Annotated in this window: 15 protein-coding genes and 1 pseudogene; 12 read left to right on the top strand and 4 right to left on the bottom strand. The window is 70.3% G+C overall.

Features of this window, described 5'->3' with window-relative positions; genetic code table 11:
- Nucleotides 1-24 precede the first annotated feature (24 nt).
- On the bottom strand, nt 25-3,054 hold the full coding sequence (locus OG332_RS44020; RefSeq protein ID WP_327418702.1) for an eCIS core domain-containing protein: 3,030 nt from the start codon (nt 3,052-3,054) through the stop codon (nt 25-27).
- Nucleotides 3,055-3,673: 619 nt separating this feature from the next.
- Nucleotides 3,674-4,903 carry a serine hydrolase domain-containing protein gene (locus tag OG332_RS44015; RefSeq protein ID WP_327418701.1) on the bottom strand — a complete coding sequence of 410 codons (1,230 nt, stop codon included), beginning with the start codon at nt 4,901-4,903 and terminating at the stop codon, nt 3,674-3,676.
- Between the two features lie 361 nt (nt 4,904-5,264).
- Between OG332_RS44015 and OG332_RS44010 the strand changes: the two genes are divergently transcribed.
- The 12 genes and pseudogenes from OG332_RS44010 to OG332_RS43955 all read left to right on the top strand — a co-directional run bounded on the left by OG332_RS44010 (nt 5,265) and on the right by OG332_RS43955 (nt 18,526).
- Nucleotides 5,265-5,996 carry a GbsR/MarR family transcriptional regulator gene (locus tag OG332_RS44010; RefSeq protein ID WP_327418700.1) on the top strand — a complete coding sequence of 244 codons (732 nt, stop codon included), beginning with the start codon at nt 5,265-5,267 and terminating at the stop codon, nt 5,994-5,996.
- 196 nt (nt 5,997-6,192) lie between these two features.
- Nucleotides 6,193-6,486, top strand: a complete 294-nt coding sequence (locus OG332_RS44005) for an SHOCT domain-containing protein (RefSeq protein ID WP_327418699.1) — start codon at nt 6,193-6,195, stop codon at nt 6,484-6,486.
- 34 nt (nt 6,487-6,520) lie between these two features.
- Nucleotides 6,521-7,921, top strand: a complete 1,401-nt coding sequence (locus tag OG332_RS44000; RefSeq protein ID WP_442816308.1) for a chloride channel protein — start codon at nt 6,521-6,523, stop codon at nt 7,919-7,921.
- Nucleotides 7,922-8,322: 401 nt separating this feature from the next.
- Nucleotides 8,323-9,741 (top strand): aldose epimerase family protein, encoded by a 1,419-nt coding sequence (locus OG332_RS43995; protein WP_327418697.1) that lies wholly within the window; start codon nt 8,323-8,325, stop codon nt 9,739-9,741.
- A 32-nt stretch (nt 9,742-9,773) separates the two neighbouring features.
- Entirely contained in the window at nt 9,774-10,697 is a 924-nt protein-coding gene (locus OG332_RS43990; RefSeq protein WP_327418696.1) for a cyclase family protein, read from the top strand.
- Between the two features lie 145 nt (nt 10,698-10,842).
- Nucleotides 10,843-12,423, top strand: a complete 1,581-nt coding sequence (locus OG332_RS43985; protein ID WP_327418695.1) for a GMC family oxidoreductase — start codon at nt 10,843-10,845, stop codon at nt 12,421-12,423.
- A gap of 205 nt (nt 12,424-12,628) precedes the next feature.
- Nucleotides 12,629-13,423, top strand: coding sequence for an SDR family oxidoreductase (locus OG332_RS43980; RefSeq protein WP_327419554.1), 795 nt, complete (start codon nt 12,629-12,631; stop codon nt 13,421-13,423).
- The gene (locus OG332_RS43975; protein ID WP_327419553.1) at nt 13,420-13,977 is read left to right on the top strand and encodes a cytochrome d ubiquinol oxidase subunit II; all 558 of its coding nucleotides are present in this window, start codon (nt 13,420-13,422) and stop codon (nt 13,975-13,977) included. The genes OG332_RS43980 and OG332_RS43975 overlap by 4 nt, the downstream gene beginning before the upstream one ends.
- Nucleotides 13,978-14,049: 72 nt before the next feature.
- Nucleotides 14,050-15,042 (top strand): annotated as a pseudogene (locus OG332_RS43970) (cation:proton antiporter domain-containing protein); the annotation flags it as partial.
- Between the two features lie 19 nt (nt 15,043-15,061).
- Nucleotides 15,062-15,958 carry a DUF2254 family protein gene (locus OG332_RS43965; protein ID WP_327418694.1) on the top strand — a complete coding sequence of 299 codons (897 nt, stop codon included), beginning with the start codon at nt 15,062-15,064 and terminating at the stop codon, nt 15,956-15,958.
- Nucleotides 15,959-16,067: 109 nt separating this feature from the next.
- Nucleotides 16,068-17,411, top strand: coding sequence for a hypothetical protein (locus tag OG332_RS43960; protein WP_327418693.1), 1,344 nt, complete (start codon nt 16,068-16,070; stop codon nt 17,409-17,411).
- Between the two features lie 419 nt (nt 17,412-17,830).
- Complete coding sequence (locus OG332_RS43955; protein WP_327418692.1) at nt 17,831-18,526, top strand: hypothetical protein; 696 nt, start codon at nt 17,831-17,833, stop codon at nt 18,524-18,526.
- Nucleotides 18,527-18,649: 123 nt separating this feature from the next.
- Here the strand turns inward: OG332_RS43955 and OG332_RS43950 are convergent, their stop codons facing one another.
- Nucleotides 18,650-19,504 (bottom strand): NmrA family NAD(P)-binding protein, encoded by an 855-nt coding sequence (locus OG332_RS43950; RefSeq protein ID WP_327418691.1) that lies wholly within the window; start codon nt 19,502-19,504, stop codon nt 18,650-18,652.
- 121 nt (nt 19,505-19,625) lie between these two features.
- Complete coding sequence (locus OG332_RS43945; RefSeq protein ID WP_327418690.1) at nt 19,626-20,021, bottom strand: hypothetical protein; 396 nt, start codon at nt 20,019-20,021, stop codon at nt 19,626-19,628.
- Nucleotides 20,022-20,154: the final 133 nt, after the last annotated feature.

Here is a 20,154-nt window from a genome sequence, read left to right as displayed (position 1 = left end):
GTGGGTGGGGAGGCCGTCGTTCGATCATTCGTTCCCCGGCAACTCGTCGGCGTGGCTGAGATTCCGGTCTGCCTGCTCGAGCCGGAACCACTCCGGATGCTCGTTGACCCATTGGTTGAACTGTTCCTGGGTCATGCCCTTCTCCGCAGCCTCCAGGACGAGCCTTCGAGCCTCCCTGCCTTTGGCGTGGCCGTATACCGGTTTTCCCTCGATCGGCCTTCCCTTGAAATCGACGTACTTCCCGTTCACCGTCTTGGTGGCGTCCCTGATTTTCTTCCTCGTCGAAACCCACAGGCCCGGCCGGCCGAGTTTCAGGATCGCGAAAACCTTCGCCTCCTGTTCCTTCAACTTGCCGGCCTTCTCCCAATGCCCCCGGAGTGCGTCCTTTTCTTTGATTTCGGCCAGCGCTTCTTCGGCCGCAGTCAATTCACGCTGTGCGACTGTGTGGGCATCACTGCCGGCAGGAGCGCCGACCACCTTCTCCTTGAGCGCGATCACCTTCCTTGCTGCTGTGAAATACTCATCCTTCGCTTCGGCCATCCGCGCCTGGGTATCCTCCATCTCCGCTGCCAGCTTGTCCAAATCCACACGCGCCTTCTCCTCCAGCGCGCGGCGCCGCGGGCCCACCCGCCGCTTCTTCGTGAAGGCCTGCTCTTCGGCCAGTGCGCGGTGCGCCTGGGTTTCGGGGCCGAAGTTCTTGTTCCCCTGCTCGACCGCAGATTTCAACTGCTCCGGATTCTTGGCGGACTCTACGCCCGCGATGGCTCCGTCCACTTCTTTGATGAAACTGTCGACCCTCTTCCCCGCCTCCGGCGGGGCATCCCGAAGTGCCTCGAGTGCGTTGCTGCGGAGTTCTTCCGCGATGTTCGCGCCACCCGGCGTCGCTTTCGCGAGCTGCTGGATTCCCTTCGCTTGCCCGGCCGAAATGTCGAGGTCGGCGAGCTTGGGATCCCCCTCGGCCAAGTGCTGCACGAACTCGTCACCGGTCATGGCCTCCACGTCCTTCGCCGCGGCCACCACACCCTTCGCTTCCTCCGCCAGCGCTTCGGGCAGGCCCTGCCGAGACTCCCGCAGCCTGCTGAGCAGCTCCGACTTGATGCGCTGCCATGCCGCACCCACGCCGATCTTTTCCAGCAGGGCGCTCCGCGCCGCCTGCAGCGCCGCCCCCACGTTCTGGTAGCGGCCCTGCAAGGGGATCCGAGCGACGAGCTTGGCGACCAGGCTGAGCGCCAGCATCAGGGCGGCCACCGCGAGCCGGGTCTGGGCCTCCGCCGCCTTGGCCGTCTGCGTCTTGAGGTCCTCGACGGTCTTGGCTTCCCCCGCGGCCTTGATGCGCAACTCGGATTCGGCGGCCGACCCGGCGATGGTCGCCGCGGCGGCGGCGAGACTGAACGCGGTGAGTTCGAGCACGTTCACACCGGGGACGAAAAGGAGGGCGACGAAGGCCACGGAAGCGGCGGCCGCCACGTACTTGTTGTACGCGCCGGCCACGCCCGCGAGCCTGGCGTAGCCGCTCTTGTTCCCGTTGGCCGCCTCCTGCACGTCTTCGACGATCTGTTGGGCGGTCTTGTCGACGCGCACCGTCCCCTCGACCATACCGACCGCGGTTTCCCCGGGGTGCTCCGCCATGTGTTCCAACTGGATGTCGCGCTGCTCTCCGGCGACTTCCCTGGCCAGCTTCTCCTTCTGGGCAGGGCTCATGCCTGCGAACGTGCTCTCGTCGAGCTTGCTCCACGTCTTGGACAGCTTCTGCTGAAGTGTCTCCTCCTTGCCCGAGGCATCGGCCTTCTTCTCGGAGTCCGCCTGCGCTTTGATCTTGGACTTGAACGCGGCATAGGCGTCGATCGACCGCTCGAAGGTGTCCAGGTCCGTGGCGAGCCGCTTGCTGATCGGCTTGTACACCTGCCGGTCCTCAGGCTCCAGCCGGTCGATCTTCGCTGCGATGCGCAGGACCTGTTCGAGGTTGTCGGGGTGGAGCTCCGCAGCCTCCTTCAGCAGGTCCTTGGTGGGCGCCGGCAGTGCCTGGAAGTCCTTCTGCAACTGTGCCGGGTCCTTGGCCGACGCCGGCCTGCCGGGTCGTGCCTGCCGGCCTGTGCCCGGCAGATGGGAGATGATCCGGAAGCCGACGATCGCCCCTGCCTTGTTCCGGAGGGCAGGCGCCTCGAGCACACGAATGTGGCGGGAGGTCGCTCCGGAGCCGCTCGACCGTGCGAAGTAGTAGCCGTCCCCGGCGTCGCGCCCGAGGTCGTACTGGCCGGGCTTGAGGATGCCGCGACGCAGGAGCTCCGCCTCGAGTTTGGGGACGGTGGGGTCGGCGAGGTAGATCACGAGCTCCTGCTGCTCGCGGACTTCCGGCGCGGGGGCCGGAGCCTGCTGGCGCTGTAGTGACGGCCTGGTCGCCCCGGTCCGGGCGTCCGTCTGCTGGGCGACATGGGTGAGCTCGTGGGCGAGCAGGCACCGTCCTTCGTGCGTGGCGGGCGAGAACCTGCCCGCGTCGAAGGCGATGTGCTGTCCGACGGTGTAGGCGAGGGCGTGGACACTGCGGGCCGACCGGGCCGCCGCGGCATCGGTGTGCACCCGTACCCCGGCGAAGTCGCGGCCGAAGCGCTGTTCCATGAACCCCCGCGTCTGCGGGTCCAGCGGTCGTCCCGGCGAGCGCACGACATCTTCCACTTCGGCCGGTACAGCGGACGAAGCGGCGGGGGCGGCCGCCGTCCGTCGTACGCCGCCTTCAGGCTCGGGCGACATGGCCGGGGCGCCCCCGAGCAGGTGCGCTGCCACCCTTTCGGCCTCCTGCTCGAAGGCATCACCCGGCGGACCGGAAACGAGCCGGGGTTGCAGTCGTTCACCCGTGTGGCGGTGCACCGGCACACGGGTGAAGTCCCAGGAAGCGGCCGAGTAGGGCGCTTGGTGCGTCCCGGTCGCTCCGCTCGCGGGCCGTTCCACCGCTCCACCTGCCAGGGAGGACGCGGGCTGCGAGCGGCTCACCGAAGGCTGAGCACGGCCTTTGTCCGCCTTTGACAGCGCCGGCTCGGTGGCGTGGGTTCTGGACACGGCGCATCCCTGAGAGGTGATGGACGCTGCCCTCGGCGTCCCGGCATCAGTACCTCGATGATGGCGCCTCGGATACCGGATTAAACCTGCCCAAGTTCCTCATGGGCGGCGCTGACGTCCTACGCCGTCCCGGTGCCCCTGATGTCGGCGAGCATGGCGGACGTCGACGTGGTGATGACCTCGTCGAGGCCGTCGAAGGAGCGGAGCAGGTCGGCCGTCCGTTGCTCGCCAACCCCGACCTGGCGGAACGCTGCGCACCGGAGCGCCGGTCAAGCACTTCAAGTTGGCAGTCGGGAGCCCACGACGTCTTCCCGCCGCCGCGACGACTTGCCCCGGCGGTCCGCACCAGGCTCGGCACCGATCTGCACGTCGTCCCGGACGCGGCCACCTCGTGGTCGAGGAGCACCCCGGCCGGCCGGCGGCCCTCGCCTGAGCGGAAACGTCGACCTCCGTCGCCTTGCCTCACTCACGCCTCGAAGCGGTGTCCCATGCCGGGGGCGGTGATCAGGTGGCGCAGGTGCGACGTAGTAGGTCTGCGTCACCTCGTCCGTGGTCCTGCGGTCGGGATCGCCCGAGGAGATGTCTCACCCCCGGGCGGCCCGACCTCGGTGGATCGGTGTCAGTCGTCGATCGCCTGGTAGAGCGTGGTCCAGAAGTCGTGGATGAGCCGCGCCGGATCCGGCGTGGTCAGACCGACCTGGGTGAGCAGGATTCCGGTGAGCCGGTTCTCCGGGTCGGCGTACGTCGAGGTGCCGGTTCCGCCGTCCCAGCCGAACTGGCCGATGGGCGCGTAGTCGCCGCGGTAGGTGCGCACCGCCATCCCGAAGCCCCAGCCGCCCTGCTGCCCCTGGCCGAACGACACATGGACGGCGTTGCGGGCCAGAGCGGATCGGGTGCTCTCCTGCTCGGGCGTGAGGCAGTTGCTGGTCATCAGTTCGACGGCGGGCCGGGACAGGATCCGTTCGGTCCCGTGCATCCCGTGGTTCAGCAGCATCCGGAAGTAGGCGTGGTAGTCGTCGGCGGTGGAAACCAGCCCGCCACCGCCCGCCTGGAACACCGGAGGCGCGCTGTACTGGCCGCCCACCGCTTCGTCCCACACGGTGAACTCACCGGTCTGCGGGTTGGGCGCGTAGCTGGGCGGCAGCCGGTCGATCTTGTCGGCGGGCACGTGGAAACCGGTGTCCTTCATCCCCAGCGGATCGAGGACGCGCTCGCGCAGGAACGTCTCGAACGGCCGGCCCGTGACCCTCGCGACGAGCACGCCGAGCACGTCGTGGCTGAGGTGGTACTGCCAGTGCTCGCCGGGCTGGCGCATCAGCGGCAGCGTGCCGAGGCGGCGCATCCACTCGTCCGGGTCGGGCAGCGGCACCGCGCCCTGGCTGAAGACGCCGCTCTCGAAGACCGCGTTCATGATCTGAGCACCCAGCGCCGTCAGGTCTATGCCGAGCCCGAACGTGGAGGTCAGCAGGTCCCGTACGGTGATCGGCCGCCGCGCGGGCACGGTGTCGTCGAGCGGGCCGTCGATCCGCTTCAGCACTTGGCGGTCGGCGAGTTCGGGCAGCCACTGCTGCACCGGGTCGTCCAGCCGGAGCCTGCACTCGTCGAGCAGGACCATCACCGGCGCCATCGCGACCGGCTTGGACGTGGACGCCATCCGGAAGATCGTGTCCCGGCGCATCGGCGCGCCGCCCTCGTGGCGCATCGACCCGACCGCTTCGACGTGCGTCTCGTCACCCCGGCTGATGAGCGCGACGAGTCCGGGAATCTTCCCGGACTCGACGTGCCGTGCCAGCACGTCGCGCACTCGGTGCAGCCCTGCCTTGGAGAAGCCGCCGTTGCCTGTTCCCATCATGCATCTCCCTGCGTAAGCGTTCGATCTTCAAGACCCGTCCTGGCGTGGCGCTCATGGCCTCGGCGAGCTGGAGCTCGATCACGGGGACCCCCTCTGCGGCGCCACCGGCACCCGCAACCGTTCGGGAATCACTGAACGCCTGCGACGCTACATTGCGTTCATTATTTGTTCAACGTCAATGGCCTGCTCAACTTCCCGCTTCAGCAGCACTATACGGTCCTGATTGCAATGACAGTGACACCGAACGCAAGGGACGATCAGAACCTGCATTGCAATGGGCTTGTTGTGAATGCATACTGCGCAGCGGGTGCGCGGGCGCCGGGCTCCGCGCACGTCGACAGACGGGAGACGAGCACCGATGCCCGGAGGCAGGCTCACCAGTGAGGATCGTCAGCACATCGCCGCGGGTCTGGCGGAGGGGCTCGGATACACAGAGATCGGCCAGCGCCTGGGGCGGCCCGCGTCGACGATCATGCGGGAGGTCGCCCGCAACGGCGGACCGGACGATTACGCGGCGGACCGCGCACACGAGGCCGCACGGCATCGTGCGCGCCGGCCCAAGCAGGCTCGGACCTCGGCACCGCCGGCACCGCCGGTCCGCGACAGCGGCCATGGACGTGACCCCCAGGCGGTCCAGGACTTCACGGAGTCCTTCACCGACCTCCTCGAACAGCAGGGGCTGCCCCGGATGATGGCCAGGGTGCTGGCCTGCCTGCTCGTCACCGACTCCGGCACCCTCACCGCCGCTGACCTGGTCCAGCGGCTTCGCGTCAGCCCGGCGTCCGTCTCGCACGCCGTCACCTTCCTCGAACAGCAGGGAATGCTCAGACGGGAACGGGTTCCGGGCGGGCGCCGCGCACGGTACGTCATCGACGACGAGATCTGGCTCCGGTCCACCCTTGCGGCTCTGCAGATGAACGACACCCTGGCGGCCGCCTCGCGGCGCGCAACCGAGGTTCTCGGAGCCGCAACCCCCGCCGGCGCCCGCTTCGAGTCCTCCGGCGAATTCCTCCTCCTCCTGAACGAAGCGCTCCACAACGTCATGGAGCAGTGGCGGCAGAGCCGGGCCGCCCGGAGCGCCGGGCGGTAGCAGTGGTGAACGGGGCCATGCGGGTACCCACCACCTCGCCCTCGCCACGCTCGAACGTGCGGAGGCCACGGCCGGATGTTGCAATGGCTGTGGCGGGCTGCCCGTCGCCGCATGTCGTGGCGTATGCCCCAGGACCGCGGGCCGTGGGCAGGGCCCGCCTTCGGTCGACCCGTACACCTCTGGGAGATGAACGAACATGCCTGGACTCCTTCGCGGCGTCGCCCGGACAGCCGTGGTGGCCGGAACCGCCACCGCCGTGTCGGGCCGCGTCTCGCGGCGGCAGGCGGGCCGATGGGCGCAACAGAGCGAACCGCAACAGGCGTATCAGCAGCAGCCCCCGGCGGCACCACCCGCCGCGGCCCCCGGCCCCGGCCCCGACGACGAAATGAGCACCAAGATCGAGCAGCTCAAGCAGCTGGGCGACTTGAAGACCCAAGGTCTGCTGACCGAGGAGGAGTTCGCGGCCGAGAGGGCCAAACTCCTCGCCTGAAACGGACGTCCGGAACCGAGACGGGACGCACCCCATGACGGAGTCGGATCAACGCCCTGCAGGGCCTTCCGAAGTGACACAGCCCGAAGAGGCGGACCGGCTGGGTGAACTGCTGCGCAGCCCCGGCTATTTCAAGGTGCTCGTGTTCTGCGCCCTCATCGGTGTTCCTGTGTCGCTGATCTCGTTCTGGTTCCTGGTCGTGCTCCACGAGCTGGAGCACCTGATGTGGGACGGCCTGCCGGAGGCTCTCGGGTGGGACGTCCCGCCGTGGTGGTGGCCGCTGCCGCTGCTGCTCGTGGCCGGCGCAACCGTCGGGCTCGTGGTCACCCACCTGCCCGGCGGGGGCGGCCACATCCCCGCCTCCGGACTCCACACAGGCGGCATCTCGCCCGGAGCCCTGCCCGGCGTGGTCCTCGCCGCCCTGCTCAGCCTTCCCCTCGGCGCCACGCTCGGACCGGAGGCCCCGTTGATCGCCCTCGGCGGCGGTCTGGCCGTGCTCTTCAGGGATCTGGCGCGGGCGCCGGCGACCCCCCAGAGCACGGCGCTCCTGGGCGCGGCGGGAGCGGCGGCGGCGGTCGCAGTGATCTTCGGGAGCCCGCTGGTCGCGGCGGTGATCCTCATCGAGGTGGCCGGGGTGGGCGGGCCACAGCTGTTCGCGGTCATGCTGCCCGCGCTGTTGTCGAGCGGGGTGGGCGCACTCGTGTTCACCGGCTTCGGCCGCTGGACCGGTTTCGATGCACCCAGCCTCTCCGTGAAGGTGGGCCTGCCCATTCCGCGGCTCGACACCGGGGACGTGGTGTGGGCGGTGGTGATGGCCGTTGCCATCGGTGTCCTCGTACATCTGATCATGCGAGGGGGGCAGCTGACCGCGCGGTTCGTGGCGCAGCGTACCGTCGTCCGTACCACCCTGTGCGCCCTGGCAGCCGGCGTCTGCGCCGCCGTGTACGCGCTGGCCACCGGCCGGTCGCCCGCGAACGTGGCGTCCTCCGGCCAGGGGACGCTGAGCCAGTTGGCCGCCGATCCGCACAGCTGGGGGGTCGGGGCATTGATCGCCGTGCTGCTGTGCACCGGCGTCGCCTATTCCCTGTGCCTGGGCAGCCTGCGCGGCGGCCCCGTGTTCCCGTCGCTGTTCCTGGGTGCTGCGTTGGGTGTGCTGCTCGCGCCCCTGCCGGGCCTGGGGGTCGTACCTGCCATGGCCGCGGGCATGGCGGCCTCGACGACCAGCGCCTTGCGGCTGCCGGTCAGCAGCATCGTGCTCGTCGTCCTGGTCCTCGGCAGCGTCGCCATGACCCCCGTGATCATCCTGGCGGCCGTCGTGGCCTTCGTGACGACCCAGTTGCTGCCGCGCCGTTCCGCCGTTGCGCCCGCGGGCAAACCCGCGCAACCGCCGACCGGCCGTCCCCCCGCCCCCGGCGCGTCCGGCGGCTCCGTCTGAGCTCTCCGCCGTACCTCCGCCGCACGGTCGCAAGGCCGCACGGTCGCCGAAGTGCAGCGCGGCCTGCGTGCGCCGAGAGTGGAAGCACCCCTCCGGCGGCCGGACGGGGCCGGCCGTATGCCCGAAGGGGGCCGTATGACGCGGGACCACGTGCGGGACCACGCGCGCGAGCCCACGCGGGCACCGCCGTACGGAGTGCGGACCGGCGAGATGCGTCCGGCCCCGTCCGGTCGGGCCGATCCGTGAGCCCGCGCGACGAGAGCGCCCGCAACCGTGGTGCTCGTGACAGGCGCAGGCGTGGCGGGGGCGGGGAAGTCCACGGTGGCACTGCTGCCGGCCGACCGGCTCGGCTGGGCCACCAGGACGCCGACGACTTCCACACGCCGGCGAACCGGGCCGGGATGACGGCCGACGAGGCCTTGGCCGACGAGGCCTTGGCCGACGAGGCCTTGGCCGACGAGGCCTTGGCCGACGAGGCCTTGGCCGACGAGGCCTTGGCCGACGAGGCCTTGGCCGACGAGGACGGACGCCCCTGGCCGGCTGCCGTCACGGCCCGGATCGACCGGCGGATCGCCGCGGGGGGAACCCGCTGTCATCGCCTGCTCCGCGCTCAAACGCGCCTACCGCGACCAACTGGCCGGAGGGCGGCCCGAAGTGCGGCTGGTCCACCGGCACGGTTCACGGCAACTCATCCGGTCCCGGCGGCTGTCCAGGCACGGCCGTTTCTTCCCCGCCCGGCTGCTGGAGGGCCGGTTCGCAGACCTCCAGCAGCCGGAGCCCGCCGAGCACGCCTGCGTGGTCGACATCGACCGGTCGCCGGAAGCCGTCGTCCCAGCCAACGTCGCCCAGCTCAGCGCCGTACCGACCGCCGTACCGACCGAGGAGCCGCACATGCCCCCCCCACGGCATCAGGAGAACAGTGGCGGCTGCGCCACGGCGCGCACGAAGCGGTGGTGGTCGAGCTGGGCGGCGCCCTGCGCCACTACGGGGTGGGCGGGCGGCCGCTTCTCGACGGTTTCGCCGCCGACGAGCGGATCACCGGCGGCCGCGGGCAGCTCCTCGTGCCCTGGCCGAACCGGGTGGCCGGCGGGAGCTACCGCTTCGGCGGCGAGAACCTGCAACTCCCGCTGACCGAACCGGAGAACGGCAACGCGATCCACGGGCTCCTGAGGTGGGTGCCGTGGCAGCTGCTGGCCCGCGGCGAGGACGCGGTCTCGGTGGGCACCACCCTCTTCCCGCAGCCCGGGTACCCCTACCGGCTGGAGGTCGCAGCCGAGTACCGGCTGGGCCCTGAGGGGCTCGAGACCACCGTCACCAGTACCAACGTGGGGGACGCGGCCGCGCCCTACGGCGTGGGCCAGCACCCCTATCTGACCGTGGGCACCGACCTGGTGGACACCGCGCTGCTGACCGTGCCGGCCCGCCACCGGCTCAGTACCGACGAACACGGCCTGCCGACCGGTGAGGAGCCGGTCGAGGGCACGGCGTACGACTTCCGCACCGCCCGTCCCATCGGCGTGGAGCACCTGGACACCGCGTACACGGGACTCGACCGGGACCCCGCTGGCCACTGCACGGTACGGCTCGCGCACCCTTCGGGGCGGCACGGCATCGACGTACGGCTCGTCGAGGGCATCCGGTACGTGCAGGTCTACACCGGGGACACGCTGTCCGAGGCCGGGCGGCGTCGGCGCGGTGTCGCCATCGAGCCGATGTCCTGCCCGGCCGACGCCTTCCGCAGTGGCACGGCCCTCACCGTCCTGCAACCGGGCGACAGCCACGTCTTCCGGTGGGGCCTGGCCCCGCGGGGGTCCTGGTGACCCCCGACAGCGGGCCGTCGGCGTCGCGGCCCATGACCGGTGACGCCTTTCGCGCGTTGTACGAGGAGCTGCGCGACAGGAGCCCGCGTGCCCCGGACGACCGGCGCGGTGCGCTGGGCCACTTGACGCCCGAGCGGGTCGTGGCCGCTGCTGCCGAGGTCCGCTCCGGACGTACGGTGTCCCTCTCCGCGCCCATCGAAACCCTGCCCGGCCCGGACAATCCCGATCCGGCACGCCACAGGATGATCGCGCCCGCCGACGGCGAGACCGGTGAGACCGGCGGCGACGGGCTGCACTTCGCGCGCGACCGCTTCGCGATGAACGTGCACGGGGACGCGGACAGTCATCTCGACGCGCTGTGCCACGTGCTGTTCGACGGGGAGCTCTACAACGGCGTGCCGGCGAGCAGTGTGACGTCCCAGGGCGCCGGGGCGCTCTCCGTGGAGGTCGTCCGGGACGGCATCGTCGGCCGTGGCGTGCTCCTGGACGTTCCGCGGCTGCGGGGCGTGCCCTGGCTGGAGCCCGGGGACCACGTGACCGCCGCCGACCTGACCGCGGCGGAGGCGGCCCAAGGGGTCAGGGTCCTGCCGGGCGACTTGCTGTTCGTACGGGTCGGGCACCGCCCCAGACGCCAGGAGCGGGGGGCGTGGAACGCCGCGCGGGCGCGGTCCGGCCTTCATCCCACGGCCGTACGGTTCCTGGCCGATCGCCAGGTCGCCGCGCTGGGGTCGGACGGCAACAACGACACCGCCCCCAGTGCGGTGGCCGGAGTCGACTTTCCCGTGCACGTGCTGGCGGTGCACGCCATGGGGCTTCATCTGATGGACTACCTGCAGTTCGAGGAGCTGACCCGGGCCTGTGCCCGCGAGGGCCGGTGGTCCTTCCTGTGCGTGGTCGCGCCGCTCAGACTCCCGTCGGCCACCGGCTCGCCCGTGAACCCGATCGCCGTTCTGTGACGGCCGGGCGCGGGTGCGCCGTCCGGTCGCCGCACCCGGGAAGGAGGGATACGTTCGAAGAGGTGGGTGGCTGCCGCGTCCCGGCAGCGCGCGGAGAGAGGGCCGGTGGCAGGGCGGGCCCGCGAGCGCAAGGACGGTGGTCGCCGTGGGAGACTACCCGCACTACGACGTCGTGATCATCGGTTCGGGCGCCGGCGGCGGTACGCTCGCCCACCGGCTCGCCCCGTCCGGCAAACGGGTGCTCATCCTCGAACGCGGTGACTACCTCCCCCGCGAGCGGGACAACTGGGACTCCACCGCCGTGTTCGTGAAGGGCAAGTACCGTGCGCCGGAGTTCTGGCTGGACAAGCACGGCGACGAGTTCCCGCCCGAGGTCAACTACTACGTCGGGGGAAACACCAAGTTCTACGGCGCCGCCCTCTTCCGACTGCGGCCCGAGGACTTCGGGGAGATCCGCCACCACGACGGCCTGTCGCCGGCCTGGCCGATCCGATACGAGGACCTCGAGCCCTACTACACGCAGGCCGAGCACCTCTACCTGGTCCACGGACGCCACGGCGAGGACCCTTGGGAGGGGCCGTACAGTGCCCAGTACGCCTATCCACCGGTCGAACACGAGCCGCGGATCCAGCAGTTGAGCGACGACCTGGAGAAGCGGGGCCTGCACCCGTTCCACCTGCCCATCGGCGTCAACCTGGTACAGGACGAGCACGGGCGTGCGACCGGTTCCAGTGTCTGCATCCGCTGCGACCGCGTGGACGGCTTCCCCTGCCTGGTACGCGGCAAGTCGGACGCCCAGGTGATCTGCGTGGAGCCGGCCCTGCGGCACCCGAACGTCGAGATGATCACCCATGCGCATGTGGTCCGGCTGGAGACCGACCCGACCGGACGGAGCGTCAGTACGGTCGTGACCCGGAACGACGACGGGCTCGAAGCCTCCTACTCCGCGGACATCGTGGTCGTCGCCTGCGGGGCGGTCAACTCCGCGGCGCTCCTTCTGGCCTCGGCCGACGACCGCCACCCCCGAGGGCTGGCGAACAGCTCCGACGTGGTCGGCCGCCACTACATGCGCCACAACAACCTTGCGCTGATGGCCATTTCGAAAGAGCCCAACGACACCAGGTTCCAGAAGACCCTGGCCCTGCACGACTGGTACCTCGGCGCCGACGACTGGGACTACCCGCTGGGCGGCATCCAGATGCTCGGCAAGTCGGACGCCGACCAGATCCACGGCGAGGCGCCCCGCTGGGCGGGGGCCGTGGCCCCCGACATGCCCTTCGAAGTCATGGCCCACCACGCGGTCGACTTCTGGCTGTGCGGCGAGGACCTTCCCCTCCCCGACAACCGGGTCACCCTCGAGGGCGACGGCACCATCCGTCTCGTGCTCGACGAGAAGAACAACATCGCGGGGCTGAAACGCCTGCGGCACAAGCTCCAGGGCATGCTCAGCCATCTGGGGATGCACGAGCACCAGCTCCTGTCGCACAGCATCTACCTCCACAAGGGCATGCCGATCGGCGCCACGGCGCACCAGGCCGGCACCGTACGGTTCGGTGACGACCCGGCCTCGTCCGCCCTGGACGTGAACTGCAAGGCCCACGATCTCGACAACCTGTACGTGGTCGACACGAGCTTCTTCCCGAGCATCGGCGCGGTCAATCCGTCGCTCACGGCGTTCGCGAACGCCCTGCGGGTGGGCGACCACCTCGTGGAACGGCTGGGATGACCCCCGGGCATCCTCCGACCGGGGGGTGATGCTCGGCCGCGTGGCCCAAGAGCACCTCGCCCGGGCCGCCGATCTGCGAGCAGGGTGCTTCGGTGGCGTACGGACCCTGTCGGGCCGCGGTCCGGCGGACCGGATCGGGCAGTCGAGGAGGCAGTCGATCGTGAGTTCCACCGAGGCCGTACCGCGGGGAGTGGTCCCCGCCCACCTGCTCAAGGGCCAGAAGGCACTGGTCACCGGCGCCAACAGCGGAATCGGCAAGGCCACGGCCATCGGCCTGGGCCGGGCCGGCGCCGATGTGGTCGTGAACTACGTGGCCGACGCGGAAGAGGCCGAGAAGGTGGTCGAGGAGATCACCTCGTTCGGCGTACGCGCCGCCGCGTACGAGGCGGACGTGTCCCAGGAGGACCAGGTCGTGGCCATGATGGACCGGATGGTCCGGGAGTTCGGCACGATCGACATCCTGGTCGCCAACGCCGGACTGCAGCGCGACGCCCCGTTCGAGGAGATGACGCTCGCCCAGTGGCAGAAGGTCCTGGACGTCAACCTCACGGGCCAGTTCCTCTGCGCGCGGGAGGCGACGAAGGAGTTCCTGCGCCGCGGCGTCGTCCCGGATGTGTCCCGGTCGGCCGGAAAGATCATCTGCATGAGCTCCGTCCACCAGGTCATCCCCTGGGCGGGCCACGCGAACTACGCCTCCTCCAAGGGGGGCATCCACATGCTGATGACGACCCTGGCCCAGGAACTCGCGCCCAAGAAGATCCGGGTGAACGCGATCGCCCCGGGAGCCGTCAAGACCCCGATCAACCGGAGCGCGTGGGAGACGGCGCAGGCCCGGGAGGATCTGCTCCGGCTGATCCCGTACGCGCGCATCGGCGAGCCGGAGGACATCGCGAACGCGGCCGTGGCCCTGGCCTCCGACCTCATGGACTACGTCGTGGGTACCACGCTCTTCGTGGACGGCGGGATGACCCTCTATCCCGGGTTCGCCACCGGCGGCTGAGCCCCGTCCGGCCCGTCATCCCGAGCGGCAAAGGAACGTATGCACACCACGCTCCCGACGCACCCGACCTCGTCGGCTACTTCCGGCTGCGCGCCCTCGTCACCCTCGTCGCGGTCGCCCTCCTCGCTGTGGGCGTGCTCCTCGTCACCCGCGGCGATCCACCCCACGTCTGGCACGGACTGACCCACGGTGCGGGGCTCGCCCTCGCGATCGTGTCCGTGGTGTGCTTCGCCGGCACGGGACCGCTCGTGCTGCGGGGGCAGACGCACCGGGCCCGCTTCAGCGCCGTCGACGTCGTGGGCGCGGCCGTCTTCGCCTGGGGGCTCGCACAGCGCCCCTACCTCATCCCCACGTCCCTGACGGTGGCGGATTCCGCGGGCGATTCCCAGACGCTGGTCTGGCTGTCGGTGGTCAGCCTCGTCGCCCTGCTCCTCGTCGCCCCCGCCGTCTTCTTCCTCTACTGGCTGGACACCCACGGCAAGCTGGAACCCCTCACCGGATCCGACCTGCGGCGGACCGGCCCCACCCGGGGTGACGTGATCGACGGCGACTGAGCTCGCGGGCGCGCCGCCGCGCCTCCCCGTCGATTCCCCCATCGCGCCCGCGCGGCGAGGAAGGAACCCGCTGTGAGCGAGAACGAGATCCTCCTCGGCATCGCCCTGGTCGTGGCCCTGGCCGCCGCCTGCCAGATCCTCGCCGGCAAACTGCGCGTCCCCGCGCTGATCCTGCTGCTGCCGGTCGGCTTCGCCGCGGGCGCCCTGACCGACATCGTCCACCCGGACCAGCTGATCGGGGAGTCGTTCTCCGCCCTGGTGTCCCTGTCCGTGGCGGTGATCCTCTACGACGCCGGTCTCGGCCTCGACCTGCGCAACCTCACCGGACACACGCGTGCGGTCGTGGGCAGGCTGCTGCTCTTCGGCGTGGCCTTCACCTTCCTGGCCGTCTGTGCCGTCGCCCCCGCCCTGTTCAGCATGTCCCTCAGGGTGTCCGCGATGGTGGGCATGATCCTCGTAGTGTCCGGGCCTACGGTCGTGGGGCCGCTGCTCCAGTACGTGCGGCCGACGGACAAGGTACGGCGCCTGCTGATCTGGGAAGGGACGCTGACCGACCCGATCGGCGCCATCCTCGGAGCCGTCGTGTTCCACGCCGTCGCCACGACGCACCAGATCGACATCGGCCGGGGATACCAGATCGGCCAGTTCCTCCTCAGCATGGCCGTCGGCCTCGTCGGCGGAGCTGTGGGGCTCGCGCTGCTGTGGCTGACCCTGCGCGTGCTCCGGCTCGGCGAGACGCTCGGAACACTGGCGCAACTGGCCACGGTGATCGCCGTGTCGGCAGGCTGCGACATCGTCCGCGACGACACCGGGCTCATCGCCGCGATCGTCACCGGCATGGCCGCGGCCAACATCCGGGGCTTCGACATGCCCGCTCGCCGGCCCTTCTTCGAGACGCTGGTCCAGTTGATCATCGGGCTGCTGTTCATCTCGATCTCGGCCAGCGTCACCCCGGCCTCCCTGACGCCCGTGCTCCTTCCCACCCTCGCCCTCGTGGCGCTCCTGGTCCTCGTGGTGCGGCCGCTCGTGGCCTTCGTCGCCACCATGGGCAAGGACATGACCCTGGGGGAACGGGCGTTCGGCGGTGACCCTGTCCGGAGTGGCCGTCTCCGTCAGCCTCATGCTTCTGCTGATCTACCTCAACCGGTTCACCCACAACCTCCGGCCCGTGGCCATCGCCGACCTGGTGGGGCGCTTGGGCGTGAAGGTGCTCATCCGCGCGACGGAACGCATCCACCGCTCCTCGGCACGCGACGAGGCTCCCCTGCCGCCTGCCGGACCGTCGACCCTCATCCGGTCCGAACGGGGCGGAGTCATCCAGGCGTTCGATGCGGCGGGGTTGATCGCCACCGCCCTCCGGCACGACTGCGTCCTCGTCCTGGCCCACCAGGTCGGCGACTTCGTACCGCCCGGCACCACCCTCGTCGAGGCCCACCGCGCTGCGAGGCCGCCGGATCCACGGCGGGTGACCGGGCTCGTCGCGCTCGGAACCGAGCGCACCATCGAGCAGGATCCCGCCTTCGCCCTGCGCATCCTCGTCGACATCGCCATCCGCGCCCTCTCCCCCGCCGTGAACGACCCCACGACCGCCGTGCAGGTCCTCAACCACATCGACACGTTCCTGCACGTGGTCGGCCGGGCCCGGCTCCGCGGCCGGTACGTGCTCGCCGTCGGCGAGGGCCGGCCCCGGCTGGTGGTGCAGGGCCGCGGCTGGGAGAACTACCTGCAGCTCGGCGTCACCGAGATCCGTGAGTACGGGGCCATGTCCCTCCAGGTGTGCAGGCGGCTCCGGGCGCTGCTGGAGGACCTCCTCGAAACCCTGCCGGCCGAACGTCTCCCGGCGGTGCGCGCGGAGCTCGCCCTCCTCGAGGAATCCGTCCAGCGGGAGTTCGCCGACCCCGCCCGCCGCGCCAGCGCGCAGACGGCCGACCGGCAGGGCATCGGCGGTGGACGGCCTCCCCGGAGCGAACCCTCCCGATGAGTCGTCCACTCGTCCGCTCGTTCACTCGTTTGGATGCGCAACGATCGCGTCCGCCCGCTCCGTGATGTCCGCTGAAGGGTGAACCCTCACGGGCAGGAGAGGACGCGTCATGACGGACGAAGGTGCCATCGCTCCCGGCGGGGAGCCCTCACGCAAGCCCGGCACGGACGCAGAGCGCTCGGAGCTCGAACACCTGCGTACGCGGGTGGCGGCGCTGGAGGCCGACAGGAAGGCCCGGGAGCCCCGGCACCGGTGGAAGTCGTTCTTCGCCGCCCTGCTCATCGTCATCGGCTGCGTGCTCGCCCCGCTCGCAGCCGTCTCGGCGTGGGCGTCGAGCGTGGTCGGCGACACGGACCGCTACGTGCAGACGGTCGCCCCGCTCGCGTCCGACCCGGACATCCAGGCGGCAGCGGCCAACCGGGTCACCAACGCGGTGATGGAACACATCGACCTCCCGGCCCTGCTGGAAGGCGTGGCGCCGTCCGACCGGCCGCTCCTGGAGAAGGCGCTCGGCAAGCTCGGCAACTCTCTCGAAAGCGCCGTCCGCAGCTTCGTCCACGACAAGGCGGAGGACATCATCGCCTCCGACACCTTCGAGCGGATCTGGACCGAGGCCAACCGCCGCATCCACACCGCGGTGGACAAGGCCCTCACGGGCAGCGGCGGGGGCGCCGTGAAGATCAACAACGACTCGGTGACCGTCGACCTGGCTCCGGTCGTCGATCAGGTGAAACAGCGCCTCGTCGACGAGGGAATGACGGTGGCCGCGAAGATCCCCGAGGTGCACACCGACTTCACCGTCCTGCGGGCGGACAACATCGGCAAGGTCAAGACCTACTTCCGCCTCCTGCAGATCGCCGGCAACTGGCTTCCGGTGCTCTCGGTGCTGCTGATCGCCGCCGGCGTGCTCCTCTCCCGCCACCGCCGCCGCGTCCTCGTGACGGCCGCCCTCGCCTTCGCCTTCGCCACGCTCATGCTCGGCGTCGGTCTGACCGTCTTCCGCGTGGTGTACCTGAACGCGCTGCCGGACAGCGTCTCGCAGCCCGCGGCCGGAAGCGTCTACGACGCGATGACGCACTACCTCCGTACGACGGTCCGGATGGCCGTGGTGCTCGGCGTGGTGATCGCGCTGGCCGCCTGGCTGACCGGCCCCGGCCGCTCGGCCACGCTCGTACAGCAAGTGTGGCACTCGGGCATCGGCGCCGTCCGCTCGACGGCGGACCGCGCGGGCCTGCGCACCGGCCCGGTGGGCCCGTTCGTCCACCGCCACCGCGGCTGGATCACCTGGATCCTGGTCGCCGCGGCCGTGCTGACCGTCGTTCTGTGGAGCTACCCGACCGGCTGGGTCATCGTCGGCATCGCACTCGTGCTCCTGTTCGCGATGGCTCTGGCGGAATTCCTCGAGGAGAACGGGACCGACGACGCGGCACACCGTGGCGGGACGGCTGGTTGAGCATGAGCCCCGGTGATCGGGCATGCCACAGCGCGCTACGAAGACTTGGCCCGTGGAATCCGGCGCGCCCGCGGCGTCACGCGACGGACCACCCCGGACGGCCTGGGGACATTAAGGGTGGGTCAACTGAACCTTAAGGCTGTCTGTGGTCCTCTCCTCTCCGCGTCGGCCAAGACGATCGACGCGAGCACCGCACGCGTCGATCACCATGAGCGGCGGGGCCTCCACCTGTGTCTTTGAACGATCCTCGTGAGCCCCGAAGCCACCGCGGCCCGGCCGCGCAGCATCCGAATCCTCCTCACCGCTGAATTTGTAACGCCGCGACAAGGAATGAACTCGCCTGTGATGGCAGGCGTATCCAGGACGCGGGGGACAGCGTCCATCGGATTTGAGGAGTGTCAATGTCCCGGAAACGGACTATGAGTTTTGCGAAGAAGCTCGTGCTCTCTGTCACCACGGGAACCCTGGTGACCGGAGGGGTCATCGCCACGGTGGCGACCGGAAACGCCTCCGTCCCCGACGTCGTGTGTCCGGGGTCGACGGTGACGTTGTCGGGCGAGGCGGGTGCGCCGGCGGCGACCAGCGGAACGTTCCCGGTGGAGACGAAGCTGAAGGTGACGAACCTCGACAACGGCCAGGCGACGACGGTCACGGTGAACGGCCCGTCGGGCAGTTGCGTCCTGCTCAACAACGCAGCATTCGACAAGGTGCGGGAGCCGGGCAAGAACCTGATCCGACGGGCACGCATCGAGCGCGTGGGTGGCGGCGACGCAGCGTCCGGTGCGGCGGGTCCGTCCGGGGCAGCGGGCCCGTCCGGTGCCGCGAGTCCGTCCGGAGCGGCGGGTGGACAGGCGCCGCCGGCCACCGGGGAGGTGGTGTGTCCGGGGTCGACGGTGACGTTGTCGGGCGAGGCGGGTGCGCCGGCGGCGACCAGCGGAACGTTCCCGGTGGAGACGAAGCTGAAGGTGACGAACCTCGACAACGGCCAGGCGACGACGGTCACGGTGAACGGCCCGTCGGGCAGTTGCGTCCTGCTCAACAACGCAGCATTCGACAAGGTGCGGGAGCCGGGCAAGAACCTGATCCGACGGGCACGCATCGAGCGCGTGCGCTGAGCGATCCAGAGCCGGTTCGGGGCCATGAAGCCATGGCGGGGCACGGGGCACGCCGTCCCCGCCATGGCAGCCTCACCTCGACGACGGCGCGTGATCGTCGAGGTGGTCGGGCGGGCCGGCGGCCTACCGGCGGAAGCGGTCGCGGTTTTCGTGGAGGAAGGCGTCGAGGGTACGGGGCGGGCGGCCAAGGATCTGGGAAACGGTGCCGGTGGGGGTTTCGGGCCGGGCGACGGCGAGTTGCTGGATCTCCGTCACGTGGTCGGCGAGCCAGGCGGGCATGTGGGCACGGCGGATGAGGTTCTCGCGCAGCTCGTCGGGGGTGAGGTTCACGTAGCGGATCTGATGGCCAATCAATACGCCTATCCTGCGGGCGAGTTCGGGATGGGAAACGGCTTCCGGGCCGGTGAGGGTGTAGGTGCCGCCTGCGATGTCGGGCCTGGTGAGTGCGGCAGCGGCGACATCCCCGATGTCACGGCAGTCGATGTAGTTGCACGCCGCCTCGCCCATCGCGCCGAGGATGGCTCCCTGGGCGACGGCCGGCGCCAGGCGCAGGAGGTTCTGCATGAACGCGTAGGGGTACAGGATGGTGCGGTTCATCCCGAGCCTGCGCAGGTGTTCCTCCACCGCATGGTGTCCGCGGGAGACGGCGACCGGGGAGTCGGGTTCGGCGGCGGGCGCGGAGATCTTGACGATGTGTTCGATGCCGCTGTCGGCGGCGATGTCGACGACGCGGGTTTCGAGTGCGACCTGTGCGGGGCTGTTGGCCATGGCGAGGAAGAGCTGACCCGCACCCTCGAAGGCGGTGCGCAGCGAGTGGGGGTCCGTGGCGTCGGCGTACTGGACCTCCAGGGGCGGGCGCGTTGCGCCGGAGAGTCCGGGGATCGGCTTGTGCGGGGTGCGGGTGAGTGCGCGGACGGGTGCGCCGAGCGCGAGGAGGCTGTGGAGCAGGGCGTTGCCGGTTGCTCCGGTTGCTCCCATGACGACGATCATCGGGTGTCCTCATTTCCTGGCGGGGTTTCCTGGCGGGGTTTCCTGGCGGCGGCACCGGCGGTGCGGAGCCGGATCCGAAGATCCGCGGGCCGGCCGGTGCGAGGGTCGGCTATGTCCGCGGTGCCCCGGTGGCGCTCCGCCAGCGCAGGGTGACGATGGCGGTGGCGAGAGCCGCGGAGACGGGCAGGTCGATGCGCAGGCGCTCCAGCCGGGCGGTCGCGGGAACGAGGGTGTGGGCGGGCAGCCACTGAGCGGCGAACCACCCCAGCAGGGCTGCCGCGCCGGTGGCGGTGATGACGAGTACGACGGTCACGGCGGCGCTCGGTACGGCGATGGTCCACCGTCGGGGCCGCCCGCCGTGCCGCAGCCAGGCGCCCACCAGGAACGCCACCGTGGCGGAGGTGCCGGCGATGGAGGTGCAGGCGGCCACGGCCAGGTCCCGCTGCCCGGTGACGACTCCAGCGGTGCCGGCCATCAGTGCGGGGGCGGCGTAGGCGGTCAGCACCTCGCGCCACAGGATGAATGGCCGGGGGGCGCCCGGCTTCGGCCGGTTCTGTCCTTCATTGCGGGCATGCTGGCCTCTTCCTCGTTCGCATGGGTATGTAATTAGCTAGCTAACTATCAGCTCGCGAAAAAGG

It is taken from the genome of Streptomyces sp. NBC_01233 (genome assembly GCF_035989305.1).
Lineage (GTDB): Bacteria > Actinomycetota > Actinomycetes > Streptomycetales > Streptomycetaceae > Streptomyces.
This window is presented reverse-complemented; position numbering and strand designations above follow the sequence as displayed.

Excerpts from the sequence above, each read along its gene's own strand:
- OG332_RS44015 (WP_327418701.1), bottom strand. The coding sequence starts at position 4,903 with ATGGGAACAGGCAACGGCGGCTTCTCCAAGGCAGGGCTGCACCGAGTG.
- OG332_RS44010 (WP_327418700.1), top strand. The coding sequence starts at position 5,265 with ATGCCCGGAGGCAGGCTCACCAGTGAGGATCGTCAGCACATCGCCGCG.
- OG332_RS44005 (WP_327418699.1), top strand. The coding sequence starts at position 6,193 with ATGCCTGGACTCCTTCGCGGCGTCGCCCGGACAGCCGTGGTGGCCGGA.
- OG332_RS44000 (WP_442816308.1), top strand. The coding sequence starts at position 6,521 with ATGACGGAGTCGGATCAACGCCCTGCAGGGCCTTCCGAAGTGACACAG.
- OG332_RS43995 (WP_327418697.1), top strand. The coding sequence starts at position 8,323 with ATGACGGCCGACGAGGCCTTGGCCGACGAGGCCTTGGCCGACGAGGCC.
- OG332_RS43990 (WP_327418696.1), top strand. The coding sequence starts at position 9,774 with ATGACCGGTGACGCCTTTCGCGCGTTGTACGAGGAGCTGCGCGACAGG.
- OG332_RS43960 (WP_327418693.1), top strand. The coding sequence starts at position 16,068 with ATGACGGACGAAGGTGCCATCGCTCCCGGCGGGGAGCCCTCACGCAAG.
- OG332_RS43955 (WP_327418692.1), top strand. The coding sequence starts at position 17,831 with ATGAGTTTTGCGAAGAAGCTCGTGCTCTCTGTCACCACGGGAACCCTG.
- OG332_RS43950 (WP_327418691.1), bottom strand. The coding sequence starts at position 19,504 with ATGGGAGCAACCGGAGCAACCGGCAACGCCCTGCTCCACAGCCTCCTC.